The following is a 16147-nucleotide window of genomic DNA, read 5'->3' as shown; positions in this document are numbered from 1 at the left end:
AGGCCGCAATCGGAGGAGATGCAGATGAAGGGATCCAAGGCAGCCTTGCTCGCCCTCGTTGCCATACAGGCATCGGCCGGCGCAGCCCTGGCGCAGCAGAAGCTGACGATGTGGTCGCGCTCCAGCAGCGAAGCCTTCATGCCGTCATTGGTGAAGGCGTTCAACGCCGCGCACAAGACACAGATCGAACTGCAGATCGTGCCGAATACCGAGATGGTCCAGAAATACGCGATCTCTGCCGCTGGCGGCTCGGCACCCGACCTGCTCTCTCTCGATCTGGTCTATACGCCGGCGTTCGCGGCATCGGGCCAACTCGAAGATCTCACCGATTTGGTCAAGGGGTTCCCCTTCTTCGACCAACTTTCCAAAGCGCATCTCGGAGCAGGTACGTACGAAGGACGTATCTACGGCGTCCCGATGTCGGCCGACGCTTCGGTGATGCTGTGGAACAAAAAGCTGTTCAAGCAGGCGGGTTTGGACCCCCAGAAGGGCCCGACGACCTGGGCCGAGATCGAGGACTATGCCGGCAAGGTCAACGCTATCGGAGGCGACGTCCGCGGCTTCTATTTCTCCGGTGCGTGCGGCGGCTGCAACGCCTTTACCTTCATGCCGCTGGTCTGGGCCTCGGGCGGCGAGATCCTGACTGACGGCGCCAAGAAGGCGACGCTGAATACGCCGCAGATGCGTGATGCGGTGGGGCTCTATCGCAGCCTCGTCGCGAAGGGCTATGTGCCGGAGAGTGCCAAGACCGATACCGGCGCAAACTTCTTCGGCGGCTTCGCGACCGATCGGATCGGGATGTCGCCGATCGGCGCCTTCGCGATCGGCAATCTCGTCAAGAACTACCCCAAGGTCGAGTTCGGCGTGACCTTCCTTCCCGGCAAGACCGGCGGCAAGGCCTCCTTCGCCGGCGGCGACAATTTCGTCGTCACGGCTGGGCGCAAGAACCTGCCGGCGGTCAAGGAATTCCTGACCTTCGTCTACTCGCTGGAAGGCCAGACCCTGCTCGCCAAACTTGGTAGCCTGCCGACGCGGGCCGATGTCGCAGCCGAGGCGGTGAAGGATCTCGACCAGCGCTATCTGACCGCGACGGAAGCCATGAAGATCGGCAGAACGCCGTCTTCCCCGGTCTACAACGACATCGTCAACAGCAGCACAGGCCCGTGGAAGCAGATGCTGAACGAGGTCTTCTTCGGCAACGACGTCGAAGGCTCGCTGATTAAGGCCGAGAAGACGATGCAGTCGATCATCGACCAGTCCGGGAAGTGAGCGCGCGATAGCTCGCTGTCCTCGTCGCTCCGGGCGCTACGCAGCAGCGAGCCGGAGCCCAGAACCGATGCGCCCGATCGGAAGGCTACGGATGACGCTCGACTTCAATTCCGATGATAACCGCTCGGGGTTCCGGGCCGGCCCTGCGGGTCGTCCTGGCATGACGCAGCGCCTGCCGGAGCCCGCCCACCAGACCTCGCCGGATCATTCGAGATGACCCAGCCTGTTCCTACCCTGCAGCGATCCGCCACGCGGCGTGGTGCGCGCCTCCGCCGTCGGCAGATGGCAGGGCTGTTGTTCGTGGCCCCCGCAGTGCTGCTCGTAATCGTGTTCTTTCTCGTCCCGCTCGGGATGGCCTTCTGGATGTCGCTGCACAACTGGCCGCTGCTCGGCCGGCCGCGTTTCATCGGCCTCGCCAACTACGTCAACTTGATGGGCGACCAGCGTTTCTGGAACGCGATGCGTTTCACCGGCTACTACACGGTGGTCGTCACCATCGCGATCTTCGCCGTCGCCTTCCCGCTCGCGCTCTTCGCCGAGAAGGCGCGGCCCATGATCAAGGTCTATCGCACGGCGATCTTCCTGCCCGTTGTGGTCGGGTTCGGTTCGGCGAGCCTGCTCTGGGCCTGGCTGATGAACGTCGATGTCGGGCTGTTCTCGCCTCTTGCGCTTAAGCTCGGGCTGACGGACAGGCCCGTGAACCTCCTGGCCTCCTTCGACAGCACCTTCTGGTCGATCATCGTCATGGTCGTCTGGAAGACGGCCGGCTTCAACATGATCATCCTGCTGACCGGCCTGCAGGGTATTTCCGCGGAAGTGCAGGAGGCCGCGCGCATGGACGGAGCCTCGTCCTGGCAGCGCTTCCGCCGCATCACCCTGCCGCTGATGCGGCGGACCATCGCGCTGGCCTTGATCCTCTCGGTGGCGGGCTCGGTGCTGGCATTCGACCAGTTCTACATCATCGCCGATGGCGGGCCGCAAAACAGCACAGTCACGGCCGTCTACTGGATTTTCAGCCAGTCCTTCGTCTCCTTCCGCCTGGGCTACGGCGCGGCGATGTCGATGGTGCTGCTGGTGATCCTGGTCACGATCAGCGTCGTGCAATTGCGCCTGCTGCGCACGCCGGAGGGCGCGTGATGTCAAATCGCAAGGCAGCCACCGCACGCCGCCGCCTCTTCGCCGTGACGCGCTACCACGCGATCGGGCTCTTCATCTCGCTGCTCTTCATCGCACCGATCGCCTGGAGCGCGCTGGTCTCGTTCAAGCCCTCCTCGGAAGCCGCGCGTCCGCCGCTTCCGCCCTGGCCGGTCGAAGGCTTCAGCACGCAAAGCTACGAGAACCTGGCGAAATACGGCGTCGGCATCTGGACCTATGCCGGCAACAGCCTGACCGTTGCCGCGGCGACCGTTGTCGTCACGGTCATCATCAGCCTGCTCGCGGGCTACGGCTTTTCGCGCTTCAACTTCCCGCTGAAGAACCTCCTATTCGTGCTGATCATCTCGACGGTGATGATCCCGTTCCAGTCGATCCTGACGCCGCTCTTCCTGATCCTGACCAAGCTCGGCCTGCAAAACACGCTGCCCGGCATCGTCCTGATCTATGTGACGCTGCATCTGCCGTTCTCGATTTTCATGATGCGCAACGCCTTCGACGCCGTGCCGAAGGAGATCGAGGATGCCGCCCGCGTCGATGGCGCCTCGGTCCTGCTGATGCTGCGCCGGGTGATGCTCCCGTTGGTGCTGCCGGGCGTGGCGACGGTCGCGATCTTCGCCTTCCTCGCCTCGTGGAACGAGTTCCTGGCGGCGCTGATCCTGCTGACCGATCAGAAGAAATACACCCTGCCGGTGATGATGGCGGCGGTCCGTTCCGGGCAGTTCGGTAGCATCGACTGGGGCGCGGTGCAGTCCGGCGTGATGCTGATGATGGCGCCCTGCCTCGCCCTCTTCCTGCTGCTGCAGCGCTATTATATCCGCGGGCTCACCGCGGGCGCCGTCAAGTGAACGCCACGACATCAACAGAAGCGGTGACGCCATGACTTCTCACGACCAGCCCAAGGCCAGCGGCTTCAGGCCCCCTGCCGTTCCCGATGTCGACGTGCACGGCTTCTGGGGAGCACGCATCGATGCGGTCGCCGATCGCACGGCGATGATCCTCTACGACCGCTGCGTCGCCGCCGGCATGTTCGACCAGATCGACCCGACGCGGCCGGTGCCGGAGGTGAAGATGCCCTGGCACCTTCGCTCGGACGGCACGCCTGACACGGTCAACGTCCAGATGTTCTGGGACTCCGATGTCGCCAAGGTGATCGAGACCGCAGCCTATGCGCTCTATCGCAAGCCCAATGCCGATCTGGAGGCGAAGATGGATGCAATCATCGAGATGTTCGCGGGCCTCCAGCAGCCCGACGGCTACATGAACTCCTGGTTCGTCCGGATGCAGCCGGGCCAGCGCTGGACCAATCTGCGCGATTGTCACGAACTCTATTGCGCCGGCCATCTGATGGAGGCGGCGGTGGCCTATTGCCATGCCACCGGCAAACGCAGGCTGCTGGACGTGATGTGCCGCTATGCCGATCATATCGACGCGACCTTCGGGGCCACACCCGACAAGAGGCCCGGCTATTGCGGACATGAGGAGATCGAGCTTGCGCTGGTCCGGCTCGGCCGCGCCACCGGCGAGCAGCGCTATCTCGACTTGGCCCGCTATTTCGTCGAGCAGCGTGGCCAGCAGCCGCACTATTTCGATGTCGAGGCAGCGGCTCGCGGCGTCGATCCGGCGCAATGGCGCCACAAGACCTATCTTTACAACCAGTCACATCTGCCGGTGCGCGAGCAGGGCAAGGTCGTCGGCCATGCGGTCCGGGCTATGTATCTCTATTCGGGGATGGCCGATGTCGCGACCGAGTTCGGTGACGATAGCCTGACGGATGCACTCAACCGGCTCTGGGAGGATCTGACGTCGAAGCAGATGTATGTCACGGGCGGCATCGGCCCGGCGGCCAGCAACGAAGGCTTTACCGACTATTACGACCTGCCCAACGAGAGCGCCTATGCCGAGACTTGCGCGGCGGTGGCGCTGGTGATGTGGGCGAGCCGTATGCTCGGACGCGGACCCGACCGGCGCTATGCCGACATCATGGAACAGGCGCTCTATAACGGCGCCCTTTCGGGTCTCTCCATCGACGGCTCGCGCTTCTTCTACGATAATCCGCTGGAGAGCCGCGGCGGCCACCACCGCTGGACCTGGCATCGCTGCCCCTGCTGCCCGCCCAACATCGCCCGCACGGTTACGGCCATAGGCAGTTATATGTATGGCGTTTCGGCGGACGGCATCGCCGTACATCTCTACGGTGCCAGCACGGCGCGCCTCAGCGTCGGCGCGACGCGCGTGATACTCACGCAGGTCACGAACTATCCGGCTGACGGAAAAGTGGCGGTCACCATCGGGCTGGAGCGGCCCGCGCAGTTTACCTTGTTCCTGAGAGTGCCCAGTTGGTGTGACCAGGCCGCCGTCACGCTGAACGGCGAGGCCCTCGCGATAACGGGAAAGGATGACGGCTATGTGCATCTGTCGCGCGAATGGAAGGATGGCGATCGGCTCTCGCTCGACCTGCCGATGCCGGTGCGCGCGCTCCATGCCCACCCGGCGGTCAAGGCCGATCTGGGCCGGGTCGCAATCGCGCGCGGCCCGCTGATCTATTGCGCCGAGGAGGTCGACAATGTCGCCGACCTCAACGCTCTCGTCGTGCCGGCAGACCTTTCGGCTGCAAAGACGGTTCCGGTTCCCGATCTCGGCGGGGCGATGGCCATCGATCTGCAGGTGCTGCGCGAGCAGTGGCCGCGACGGGAAGGACGGCTCTACGATGCGCATCCGCCGGATTATGCCGCCACGACGGCGCGCCTCGTGCCCTATCACCTCTGGGACAATCGCGATCCCGGCGAGATGCTGGTCTGGATCAGGAGCGGCCGGTGAGCGCGCAACACAGCCAGGCACCAGACAAGGCCACCATCGAACTCAAGGGCGTTCGCAAGAGCTTCGGCTCGGTCGACGTCATTCATGACCTCGACTTAAAGATCGCAGGCGGCGAGTTTATCGTTTTCGTCGGCCCGTCCGGCTGCGGCAAGTCGACCCTGCTGCGCATGATCGCAGGGCTTGAGGAGGTCACGGACGGCGACATCCTAATCGCAGGCCGCGACGTCACCGATCTCGACCCGGCCAAGCGCGGCATCGCCATGGTCTTCCAATCCTATGCGCTCTACCCGCATATGAGCGTCCGCGAGAACCTTGCCTTTGGACTTGAGATCGCCCGAACGTCGGCCGCGGAAATCAAGCGGCAAGTCGAGGCGGCGGCCGAGATCCTCAAGATCGGGCCATTGCTGGACCGCCGGCCGGGCCAGCTCTCGGGTGGTCAGAGGCAGCGCGTCGCGATCGGGCGCGCGATCGTGCGCAAGCCGCTGGTCTTCCTGTTCGACGAGCCGCTGAGCAATCTCGACGCCGAGCTGCGCGTCAGCATGCGCGTCGAGATTGCGCGGCTGCATCGCGAGCTCGGCAATACGATGATCTATGTCACACACGATCAGACCGAGGCGATGACGCTCGCCGATCGCATCGTGGTGCTCCGTGACGGCAGGATCGAGCAAGTCGGTTCGCCGCGGGAGGTTTACGAGAACCCTGCCAACCTCTTCGTCGCCGGCTTCATCGGATCGCCGCGCATGAACATTATTGACGGAATCTGCCTGGCGGCGAACCGCCTCAGCATTGCGGGAACGGAGATCGAACTTGATCGACCCCTGCCTGCCGCTCCGCAGGAAGCGATCAAGCTCGGCATCCGCCCCGAGCACTGGCTGATTACGGACAAGCAAGCTGACGCGCTGCCGGCACAGGTCGAGTTCGCGGAATATCTCGGCAGCACGCAATACGTACATTGCAGGCTTGCTAACGGCGAGCTTGTGACGATCGAGCAGCGCGGCGGGACGGATGCCAAGCCTGGCGAAGGTCTATGGTTGAACTGCCACCAGGCTGCCCTGAAGATTTTTTCGATGTCCGGAGAGGCAAGGAGACGTGTTCCAGCACCAATTGAATGAGCTGCCATATTACCGGGCATGTGCCGGATAACGTCCGAATTCTCGGTTCGCCAAGGGCATGCCTAAGAAGTCCGCTCTCTCGGTCCGCTGTTCGTGGCGGTCGAGCCATCGAAGGCCAGTGCCCCCGCATTCATGTTCCCGATGTCGTATGTCTTGTAGCCCCATGTTGATGTCTCGAAGTTTCTGGGCGCCGGCCCCGATATGAATACGGCATAGATCGGCGTCTGGACCGTACTCGCTTTCCTGCTGCCCCGTAGCGGTAATCCCGACCGCGGCTCCAACCGATCGCCAGCCCCTCGTAAGGGGCGCTGCACGAGTGTTTCCTTCCTGAACTTTACGATTCTTTGGCGCCAGCGCACCAATCCTTGTGTCCTGCGAACGAAAGAACGGCTGGCTGGTTGGCGCCGCTTTGAATTGCGGCACACGCAATCCACCTATGAAGCTTGGCAATAAGGCAGAGCATAAAAAACAAGCGATATCAAATGGTTAATTGTCTTTTTCGCGCAGCGTCTGGGTCTTCTTTGCCAAGGAACAGTCGGCCATCGGCATCGTTGGTCGGGAAGTGGATGCGACGCATCCGCTACCACCAGAAACCAATGGAGTGAGCAAATGGCTAATCAGTCAGAACGTGGCTTCGCGTCCATGGATGACGACAAGCAGCGGGATATCGCCTCTAAGGGTGGCCAGAGTGTGCCGGCCGAAAAGCGCAGCTTCTCTCAGGATCACAAACTGGCCTCCGAGGCCGGCCGCAAGGGCGGCGAGCATAGCGGAGGAGGCAATCGCCAGCAGCAGGCTCGCGATGACGACCGAAACCAGCAGGGCAGTGGTGGTCAGCGCGGGGGCTCAGGGAACTTCGCCAAGGACCGCGAGCGCGCCTCTGAAGCCGGGCGTAAGGGCGGCCAGCATTAACTCAGCTGCACATGCTGATCTGCTTTGGCGAGCTCGGGCTTGGCCCCAAGCACTAAAGCCAATTCAGTTCAGCAGGTGAAACCAACTTGGCCCCGTCAGCTCCGGCTGGCGGGGTCATTTTTGTGTCTGGTTGCGTTTGATCGCTTTTTCATCGTCACCAGCGGACCGGCCTGGCACGATCGCTTCCCGGCATGACTTCGCCAATGTCGGCCTAGGACGACTTCTCCGGCAAGGAACGGTCGTCGATTATTTCGTCGCCTATGCGCAGAAGATCGCGGCGCGGATCAGATCGGCACCACGGCGAGATAGGTCTACGAGGCTCTTAGTGATCAGCGCCCCATCGGCCCCGAAGGCGAGGCGATGATTGCGGAAATGGCGCTCGTCGCGGGATGCGGAATGGAGCGATGGACGTCAGGGGATGGTCCGGATGTTGTGGTCGGCGCCATCGGGTATGGGATCATCAGCGCGCCGGCGCGAAGGCGGCGAAACCACAGGCTTGAGAAACGGGTGCGCTCGAAACAACTCAGCAGTCCCGATGCCGGGAAAACTGGCATCCTGATATTGGTGACCGATCAAGCCTGATGAAAAGCTGCCAGCGATCGCCGTATGCTGGAAAGGTGGGCACCCGCCTACAAGGGGCCCTCGATGGCTGGTGTGGGAGCCCCTCTCCAAGTCACGCGGTATACGGCTCCCTGCCTCACTGACTGCACAGCTGCGGGCCGGAGGGCAACGAGGCATGTGCCGCCAGTGTGCCGCACTGAAGGATAGATAATCCCGTTGAGGCCCGCCGCGCGAGCGCTGTCGGCGAGCGCGTTTCCGATCGGATAGGCCTTGGCCTTTTCGGGGTTGAGTGAGGGATGGTCAGGCATCTGCCGAAGATCGAGGAACTCGCCGGCAAGGCTACAAAACATTTCCGCATAATCGACGGTGGCATTGTAGTCACCCGCGTCAGCGAGCGCGTTCGTCAGGTGATACCCGACTTCCCGGAGGCATGTGGCCACGTCGAGGGCTGCATACCAAGCGCCGCGCTCGGCTCCATTGAAACGGTTGGGCTGCTGCGGCTTGGCGTAGGCGAAAGATGCGTTGATGAAGTGAGCGTGGGGAACGTCATAGACAAGCTCGTTGGCGGCCAATCCAGAAATACCGCGATCCTGTGCAGTCAGTCGGGTACTCGTCGCTCCTTCGATCTCGGCGAGAGCTTGGAGTTCGTCCTCATTGTCGACCAGCGGGATGAGTACCGCCGCTCGCAAACGAGCCGTCGTCACCAGCCGGATCGTCTTGGAGAACGCCTCGGTGACGATCGGCACGCCATCGATCGACAATCACAAGCCTCCGCGAACCGCATCGACATATCGCCGCACTTCCAGCATCTGCGGAATTCCGCCTTTCAGCATCGAGTCGATCGGACTCAATCGACCAAAAAGAGGTCCTTTGTTTTCGAGCTTGGGCCAGAGATCGGCCATGTCGTCGGCAAACAGGAGGTGAAGCCCCTTATAGATGCCGACCATCGCAGAAATGCGCGTGAGTTGGTCCTGGCTGAGGGACTTGTCCTTTCCCTCCTGCTTCAGACGTTCCCAAGTGCTCGTCGATACGTCGAGCAGCGCTGCCGCTTGCTGACCCGTGAGCCCCCAGTGCTCGACGAGACGCTTGTAGGCCTTGAGCGCTACCTTCGAGAGCCTGGTACGATCGGACTCAACAGAGAAGTCCTGTCGCTCCGGCAGGGCGGGAATGGGGATCGCAGCTGCTAGCATGGCTTTCTCCATCATTTAATGGTACTTCCATACATCAAATGATGGAGACTTGTCGAGATTGCAAGTGAGATTCCGCGACCGGCGCTACGCGGCCTTTCTCCGCCGAGGTGCTACGTCCTTGATTTCACGTTTCTCATATGGCGACTGTCTCGCTATGACAGCGGCGGAGCGGGCCAAGCTATCGGCAACCGTGCAGTAGCGCCCTGACATTGGCATCGCCAACAAGCGGACCTTTCGGGCTGGGCTGCCGATAATCATTCAGACAAACACTTCTTCGCTTGCTATCCATCAATATATCCGGCATCTTGGATATATGGATAACTCTCAAGCCATATCTGCTATGGCCGCCTTGGCGCAGCCGACCCGGCTGGACACGTTCAAGCTGCTGGTCAACCGCGAACCCGAAGGAGTACCCGCGGGCGAACTCGCACGGCTGATCGACGTCCCCCAGAATACGATGTCAGCACATCTTGCCATCCTGGCGCGAGCGGGCCTGATCGTGGGAGAGCGGCAAAGCCGCTCGATCATCTACCGCGCCGACCTGGAAGGCTTCCGGGGCGTGATCGCCTTCCTGCTGAAGGATTGCTGCGGCGGCCGCGCGGATCTCTGCCAGCCGCTCATAGACGAACTCGTTCCCTCCTGCCCCTGAAAGCGCGGATCCTGGACGTCACCATCTATCACAACCCGCCTGCGGTACGTCTCGCAAGGCGCTCGCGATGCTCCAGAGGACGGCGGCTTCATGTTCGAGCGGTGGGGTTGCCATGAGGGGCGGCCCTAGTCCGCGACCACCTTGAGAGGGAAGGCCCCCACCACATGACCGATCTTCCGAACGTCGACCTAGATAGCCTCGCCGCGCCCGATCTCGCCCGGCTGGAGCCGGCGGAAAGGGCGTCGCATCCCCCTCGCATCCTACTGCTCTACGGGTCGCTTCGGACGCGCTCCTACAGCCGCCTGCTAATCTTGGAGGCCGAGCGCATCCTCCGCCACCTCGGCGCCGAGACACGAGTGTTCGATCCCGCTGGCCTGCCGATGCCGGACAGCGTGCCGGCGGACCATCCCAAGGTGAAGGAGCTGCGCGAGCTGGCGTTATGGTCGGAAGGCCAGGTCTGGTGCAGCCCTGAGCGGCACGGCACGATATCGGGCGTATTCAAGAGCCAAATCGACTGGATACCGCTGGAGCTCGGCTCCGTCCGTCCGACGCAGGGGCGAACGCTGGCGGTGATGCAGGTCTCGGGCGGCTCGCAGTCGTTCAATGCGGTCAACGCGCTGCGCGTCCTTGGGCGCTGGATGCGGATGTTGACCATCCCCAACCAATCCTCGGTCGCCAAGGCTTATCAGGAGTTCGAGGAGACGGGCCGGATGAAGCCGTCCGCCTACTACGATCGAGTCGTCGACGTGATGGAGGAGCTCGTCCGCTTCACGCTGCTGACCCGCGACCGTTCGGATTACCTGACGACCCGCTACAGCGAGCGGAAGCATGTTGCCGAGGCGTCAGTAGCCTCTTTATAGCGACCGGAGCCAGGACGCCGAGAACGCAACAGCTGCGCCAGTTCCAGACATTGGGCATCGCCGCGAAGCGGACGCTCCGGATCAGTTCGGCCGTGTCAGATGAGGACCCATCTCGGCCCACGCGATTGGTCCGTACCGAACACGCGACGATGCTCGTACCTACGCGTTCCATTACATTCTACAATGCCGTTCATTCCGGGTCTCGCGTGGGCGGCTTCGCGTCGGTGAAAGTGCCCTCCTACGCCCCAAGCGGGACCAGATCGCTTGCATCGGTCGTTTGCGCCATCCTAGGATCGCGGCATTGGAATTGCAGTGGCGCTGCCTGTGCAGCTTTTCCATCGCCTCGAACGAGGAATCACGGCATGAAGCGTCGGACGTTTCTGGCTGTTGCTGCCGGCGCCGCGGTCTCCGCTATGGCCAGGCCGGCACTCGCGCAGCGCGCCAGAGTGCTGAAATTCATCCCGGAATCCGATGTCGCGATCGTCGACCCGGTCTGGACGACGGCGACGGTCACGCGCAATCACGGCTATCTCGTTTTCGACACGCTCTACGGCCAGAACGCCAATTACGATTTCGAGCCCCAGATGGTCGCCGGCCATACCGTTGAGGACGACGGCAAGACCTGGCGATTGACGCTGCGGGAAGGCCTGCGCTTCCATGACGGCGAACCGGTCCGGGCGCAGGATGTGGTGCCGAGCGTGCGCCGCTTCGCCGCCCGCGATGCTTTCGGCCGCGCCCTGATGGACGCGACGGACGAGCTCTCGGTCCAATCCGACCGCGTCGTGAAGTTCCGGCTGAAACGCCCCTTCCCGCTGCTGCCGGCGGCGCTCGGCAAGACCGGCACCTCGATGCCCTGCATCATGCCGGAGCGCTTCGCCGTCACCGACCCGAACAAGCAGGTCACCGAGATGATCGGCAGTGGGCCGTTCCGCTTCAAGGCCGACGAACGCATCCCGGGCGCACTGACCGTCTATGAACGGTTTGCCGACTATGTTCCGCGTGCGGATGGCTCGGCCACCTTCACCGCGGGCCCGAAGCAGGTTCATTTCGACCGCATCGAATGGCGCATCATTCCCGACCCGCAGACGGCGGCCAATGCGCTCTCCAATGGCGAGGTCGACTGGTGGCAGAACCCGACGCCGGATCTGCAAGGCACCCTCAAAGGCCGCTCAGGCCTCAAGCTAGAGGGGCTGGACCCGGCCGGCGGCATCGGCTGCCTGCGCTTCAACGCGCTGCATCCGCCCTTCGACAATCCGGCGATCCGGCGGGCGCTGCTCGGCGCCATCGACCAGGCTGAGTGCATGACGGCGGTCGCCGGCGACGAGCGCTCGCTCTGGAAGGATCATGTCGGCGTTTTCAGCCCGGACACGCCGATGGCGACGACGGCGGGGACGGAGATCCTTGTCGGCAAGCGCGATTTCGCCGCCGTCAAGCGCGCACTGGAAGCGGCCGGCTACAAGGGCGAGCGTGTCGTGCTGCTCGACCCGACCGACTATCCCTCGACCCATGCGCTCGCCGCGGTGGCGGCCGATGCCCTGCAGAAATCCGGCGTGAATGTCGAGCTGGTCTCGACCGACTGGGGCACGGTCGTCCAGCGCCGCGCCAGCCGCCAACCGGTCGACAAGGGTGGCTGGAGTATCTTCTTCACTTATCTGAACGGCACCAATAATTTCGACCCGGCGAGCCAGCTCGGCATCCGCGGCAATGGCGACCAGGCCTGGTTCGGCTGGCCGAAATCACCGCGCCTCGAAGAACTCAGGCTCGACTGGTTCGCCTCCAAGGATCTCGCGTCCCAGAAGGCGATCTGCGCCGAGATTCAGAAGCAGTTCTTCATCGACGTGCCCTATATCCCGCTCGGCGCCTACTATGAGAAGACGGCCTATCGCGGGATCGCGGGCATGCGGATCGGTTTCGCTCAATTCTACGACGTCAGGCCGCTGTGACTCAGTCCAAGATCCGGATCGCCGTTCTCCAGTTCGCGCATGAGACGGTGACGTTCCTCCCCAACGACACGACGCTGGAGGATTTCATCTATCCAGGCTCCCCGGCCTCCGGCGAAGCGCTGCTCGCCACCGACCCCAAGGGCTACATGGGTGGCTTCGTGCAGGTCGCCCGTGAGTTTGCAAATGTCGAGCTCGTCGGCATCACCTCGCCGCTCTGGCCCCGCACCGGAACCGGCTCGGGCTGGGTGACCGAGGACGCCTATGAGCATTTCATGGGCATCATGATCGCGGAGCTGAAGGCGCAGCCGCAGTTCGACGGCGTCTATCTCGCGCTCCATGGCGCGCTCGCGGTGCGCGGCGTGCCACGGCCGGAGGCCGACATCGCCAGGCGTGTCCGCGAGGTCGTCGGCAACAAGGCCTTTATCACCGCGACTTTCGATCCGCATGGCAACGAGGACGAAGCCTTCCTCGAACAGGCCGACATGGCGTTCTGCGTGAAGTATTTCCCGCATTACGACATGCATCTGCAGGGCGAGCGCGCGGCGCGCATGCTGGTCCGGGCGATCCGCGGCAGCTTCAAGCCGGTGCATCGCACCCTGCGCATCCCGATCATCGCGCCGACCGTGGTGATGTGGACCGGCGCCTCGCCCTGGTCCGACCTGATCCAGCGCGCGCTGATCTGGGAGGCGCGCGAGCCCGACGTCTTCGTCAACGTCTTCTTCGGCTTTCCGTGGTCCGACGTTCCCGATGCCGGCATGTCGCTCCAGGTGCTGACCAACGACGATCCCGATCTCGCCGAGCGCATCATCCGCGACATGGCGGAATGGACCTGGCGCCGCCGCCACGCGCTGCTGGACACCGTCAGGATCTACAAGGCGAAAGAGGCGGTCGCGCTCGCCCGCGCGGCGGTTGCCGAAGACAAAGGCCCCGTCCTGCTCGCCGATTACAGCGACCGCTCCGGCTATGCGACATGGCTTCTCCAGGAGATCGTCGCACAGAAGCTCGAACGCACGCTGATCGCGACGATCGCCTCCCCCGAGACGATCCGATCGGTGATCGGGTCCGGCGCGAAGCCGGGCGATGCGTTCGATGCGGAGATCGGCGGCCTCTTCGATGAATCGGCCGGGGCACCAGTCCGCATCTCCGGCACGCTGCGCTCGGTCGGGCCGGCGACGACCGCGCGCGGCCATGGCAGGGACTGGGTCTGCGTCGAATTCGGCAAGGGCAACCTGCTGGTGCTCAGCCCCTATCTCGTCCAGATCATCGAGCCTTCGGAGCTTTGGCAGCTCGGGCTCGCGCCGAATGAGTTCGACGTGATCGCGATCAAGTCGCGCGTCCATTTCCGTCGCGGCTTCGACGATAGCGGTTTCACGCCGACCATCATCCTCGTCGAGCCGCCCGAGCCCTTCGTGGGTACCGTTCATCTCGATGCTCTGTCCTACGAGAATCTCACGCTGAAGGATTATTATCCCTATGGCAGCCCGAGCTTCTCACCGGAAGGCTGAGGAACAAGGTGGCGGAGAGGCCCCAGTTGCTAACATTCGCGCTCCGCTCGAAAGCAGACCTTCAGCCGCCTTGAGTTCGAAAAAATGATCGGATTAGCCTAGCCGACGAGCCACGGAAAAGGCAGCAGGCCAGGAGGCGCGGCCGTCTATCGATGTTGGGCGGCTCGTCGAAGCGCAGCTCGAACTTCTTCGCCGCGGCGGGATACACGCCGGAGATCAGGCCGCGGATGGCAAGCGCGTCAGGTTGCTGCAGCCTGGGCGCTCAGCTTCTCGACGATCGGACGCACGAAGGACGGGATTACGCCCTTCTTGATCAGGCTCTGCGCGATGAAGCGTGCGACCAACGGCTTGTTCCGGCGCGGAGCAATCCCAAGCGCCGCTCAGGCCTCGGCTTCTAGCTTCGCATAGAAACCGGCCTCCATCGCATCGAGCTGCGCACCGTCGTTCGATCGTTACGCCAACTCGGGCTATGGGCACGGACGTTCTCGCATTTCAGATGCCGGAAATCCGATATGAATACAGTTCAAACGACGATCTGCGCCCTGAAGGCAGCAGCCCACACGCTACGATCCTGCAAATAGATGCGGTATCGGGAGGGAAGACCGTCGTGGTCTACCCTTCCCATCAGCTTATCCGTTTTGACCGAAGCAAGCTCGGGTGTGAGACAGCGGCCCCATCTCCCGCCAGTTGGTTCGCCAAGCGAAGCTCTACCTCGATCTTTACCGTTGCGCCGATCAATCGCTTCAGGGGCCGATCGGGAGACGTCCGAAGCCAGACACGGCCCGCCCACTGCAGAAAGCCGTCACGAGCGACCCATCGTTTGGCAAATGGCACGACGGCACGGAGATTGTGGCTGCCGTATGCGTGACGGCATCGAGATCGATTTCGCACCAGGTGGGGCGCAGGAGCAAACAGGTCATCGTCCAAATGCTCCATCGCTCAGAGACGAAGAAGGCCGACGCCGTTCCCGATATCGATCCGCGTCCCGAATTTCGCGGAATAATCCCTGAAGCGACTAAGAATCCGGTCCGCATCGGCTTCGGAAGCGAGTTCCGGTGCCAGGCGTTGTTCCAGGATATCATTCGTGGCGGACTCGCTGCCGCCGATGACGACTGGATGGAAGCAGATGCCGGAGAGCTCGCCGCTTTCGCCGAAGGAGCAGAGGCCGATCACGCTCTCCCATACTTCCCGGGCCAGCCATGGCGATTTCTCGGATCTGACGTGGAAGATGAAATTGCCGAGGCCGTAGAAGATCGGCCGACCGCGATAGATCTCGACGGGCTGAAGAACGGGCGCGCCGTGGCTGACGAACATGGCCGCACCGGCATCGATGCAGGTCTTCGCAACGGCCCCGACCCAATCGGGAACCTGGTACCAGTCCGGCGCCCAGTGATGATGATGCAGATAGGCGATGACGAGGTGGCCTTGCTCGGCCGCCGCCGCGATGGCGGCGGTGTGCCGGGCGATGTCGCCGGCATCGATCTTCACATGCCGGCCGAACCTGTCGGAACGCCTGAAGATCGCGCGGGCGATGCTGATCTCGGTTTCGGGATCGAGGTCTGGCGCATCGTCGGGCTGGCTGTCGTTGCGGAGATCCATGATCGTGTAGCCGACCTTGTCGCGGACCCTGCGCAACTGGTCGAACGCATCAGCATCGACATCGACGACCTTGCTGAGTTTCAGGCGGTTGACACCCGGACGCTCGGGACGCCCGTCGACGGAATCGCTCGCATACATGAAATCGGGCCCCGGACCGCCATCCATGGCCACGAGCGCCACCTTGCGGCCGGCGAATGCTCCCTTGGCTGCCCGGCCCGCCGCCGTGTGATTGCGCCCGATGCCGGCATGCAGGAAGCCGCGCCTGTCGACCTCCTCCAGAGTCGACAGAATACCGGACGGACCCAGATCGAAGGCATGATTGTTCGACAGAGACAGCGCCTGGAAGCCAAGCTCCTGCAGCGTGTCGAGTACGACCGGCTGGCTGCAACCGAAAACTCCTCCCTTCAGCGGCCATCCGCCATGGCTCCCGAGGATCGTGCTTTCGAAATTGGTGAACGGCAGGTCGGCGCGGCCGAGCACCTCCCGGACGCCTCGGAAGCCCGGCTTATCCACGCCGCGGATATCGTGCTTGATGAGCGACTGCCCGGTGACGGCGATCGTGAACATGTTCGTCATGA

General features: G+C 63.1%; 13 protein-coding genes. 10 read left to right on the top strand and 3 right to left on the bottom strand.

Annotated elements, in window-relative coordinates; genetic code table 11:
* Positions 1-24 precede the first annotated feature (24 nt).
* The 6 genes from AB6806_RS20705 (at position 25) to AB6806_RS20680 (ending at position 7262) form a co-directional block, all read left to right on the top strand.
* On the top strand, positions 25-1269 hold the full coding sequence (locus AB6806_RS20705; RefSeq protein WP_370955434.1) for an ABC transporter substrate-binding protein: 1245 nt from the start codon (positions 25-27) through the stop codon (positions 1267-1269).
* A 213-nt stretch (positions 1270-1482) separates the two neighbouring features.
* Positions 1483-2406 (top strand): carbohydrate ABC transporter permease, encoded by a 924-nt coding sequence (locus tag AB6806_RS20700; protein WP_370955433.1) that lies wholly within the window; start codon positions 1483-1485, stop codon positions 2404-2406.
* Entirely contained in the window at positions 2406-3269 is an 864-nt protein-coding gene (locus AB6806_RS20695) for a carbohydrate ABC transporter permease (RefSeq protein ID WP_112764252.1), read from the top strand. Before AB6806_RS20700 ends, AB6806_RS20695 begins: the two co-directional genes overlap by 1 nt.
* Before the next feature lie 31 nt (positions 3270-3300).
* Positions 3301-5241: a glycoside hydrolase family 127 protein gene (locus tag AB6806_RS20690; protein WP_370955432.1), complete on the top strand. Its 1941-nt coding sequence runs from the start codon at positions 3301-3303 to the stop codon at positions 5239-5241.
* Positions 5238-6353, top strand: coding sequence for an ABC transporter ATP-binding protein (locus tag AB6806_RS20685; protein ID WP_370955431.1), 1116 nt, complete (start codon positions 5238-5240; stop codon positions 6351-6353). Before AB6806_RS20690 ends, AB6806_RS20685 begins: the two co-directional genes overlap by 4 nt.
* Before the next feature lie 609 nt (positions 6354-6962).
* Positions 6963-7262 (top strand): con-10 family general stress protein, encoded by a 300-nt coding sequence (locus AB6806_RS20680; RefSeq protein WP_370955430.1) that lies wholly within the window; start codon positions 6963-6965, stop codon positions 7260-7262.
* 629 nt (positions 7263-7891) lie between these two features.
* On the opposite strand, the gene AB6806_RS20675 is transcribed toward AB6806_RS20680, so the two are convergent.
* Together AB6806_RS20675 and AB6806_RS20670 are read right to left on the bottom strand one after the other, a co-directional pair.
* Positions 7892-8584 (bottom strand): RES family NAD+ phosphorylase, encoded by a 693-nt coding sequence (locus AB6806_RS20675; protein ID WP_370955429.1) that lies wholly within the window; start codon positions 8582-8584, stop codon positions 7892-7894.
* Positions 8585-9028 (bottom strand): antitoxin Xre-like helix-turn-helix domain-containing protein, encoded by a 444-nt coding sequence (locus AB6806_RS20670; protein ID WP_370955428.1) that lies wholly within the window; start codon positions 9026-9028, stop codon positions 8585-8587.
* A 298-nt stretch (positions 9029-9326) separates the two neighbouring features.
* On the opposite strand from AB6806_RS20670, the gene AB6806_RS20665 reads away from it, so the two are divergent.
* The 4 genes from AB6806_RS20665 to AB6806_RS20650 all read left to right on the top strand — a co-directional run bounded on the left by AB6806_RS20665 (position 9327) and on the right by AB6806_RS20650 (position 13970).
* Complete coding sequence (locus tag AB6806_RS20665; RefSeq protein ID WP_370955427.1) at positions 9327-9662, top strand: ArsR/SmtB family transcription factor; 336 nt, start codon at positions 9327-9329, stop codon at positions 9660-9662.
* Between the two features lie 164 nt (positions 9663-9826).
* On the top strand, positions 9827-10522 hold the full coding sequence (arsH, locus tag AB6806_RS20660) for an arsenical resistance protein ArsH (RefSeq protein ID WP_112764246.1): 696 nt from the start codon (positions 9827-9829) through the stop codon (positions 10520-10522).
* A gap of 362 nt (positions 10523-10884) precedes the next feature.
* Positions 10885-12465 carry an ABC transporter substrate-binding protein gene (locus AB6806_RS20655; protein WP_370955426.1) on the top strand — a complete coding sequence of 527 codons (1581 nt, stop codon included), beginning with the start codon at positions 10885-10887 and terminating at the stop codon, positions 12463-12465.
* Positions 12462-13970, top strand: coding sequence for a M81 family metallopeptidase (locus AB6806_RS20650; protein WP_370955425.1), 1509 nt, complete (start codon positions 12462-12464; stop codon positions 13968-13970). The genes AB6806_RS20655 and AB6806_RS20650 overlap by 4 nt, the downstream gene beginning before the upstream one ends.
* A gap of 939 nt (positions 13971-14909) precedes the next feature.
* Here AB6806_RS20650 and AB6806_RS20645 read toward each other — a convergent pair.
* Positions 14910-16145 carry a CapA family protein gene (locus AB6806_RS20645; RefSeq protein ID WP_370955424.1) on the bottom strand — a complete coding sequence of 412 codons (1236 nt, stop codon included), beginning with the start codon at positions 16143-16145 and terminating at the stop codon, positions 14910-14912.
* Between the last annotated feature and the right edge of the window lie 2 nt (positions 16146-16147).

Source organism: Allobosea sp. RCC_152_1 (assembly GCF_041360765.1).
GTDB classification, from domain to species: domain Bacteria; phylum Pseudomonadota; class Alphaproteobacteria; order Rhizobiales; family Beijerinckiaceae; genus Allobosea; species Allobosea spartocytisi.
This window is presented reverse-complemented; position numbering and strand designations above follow the sequence as displayed.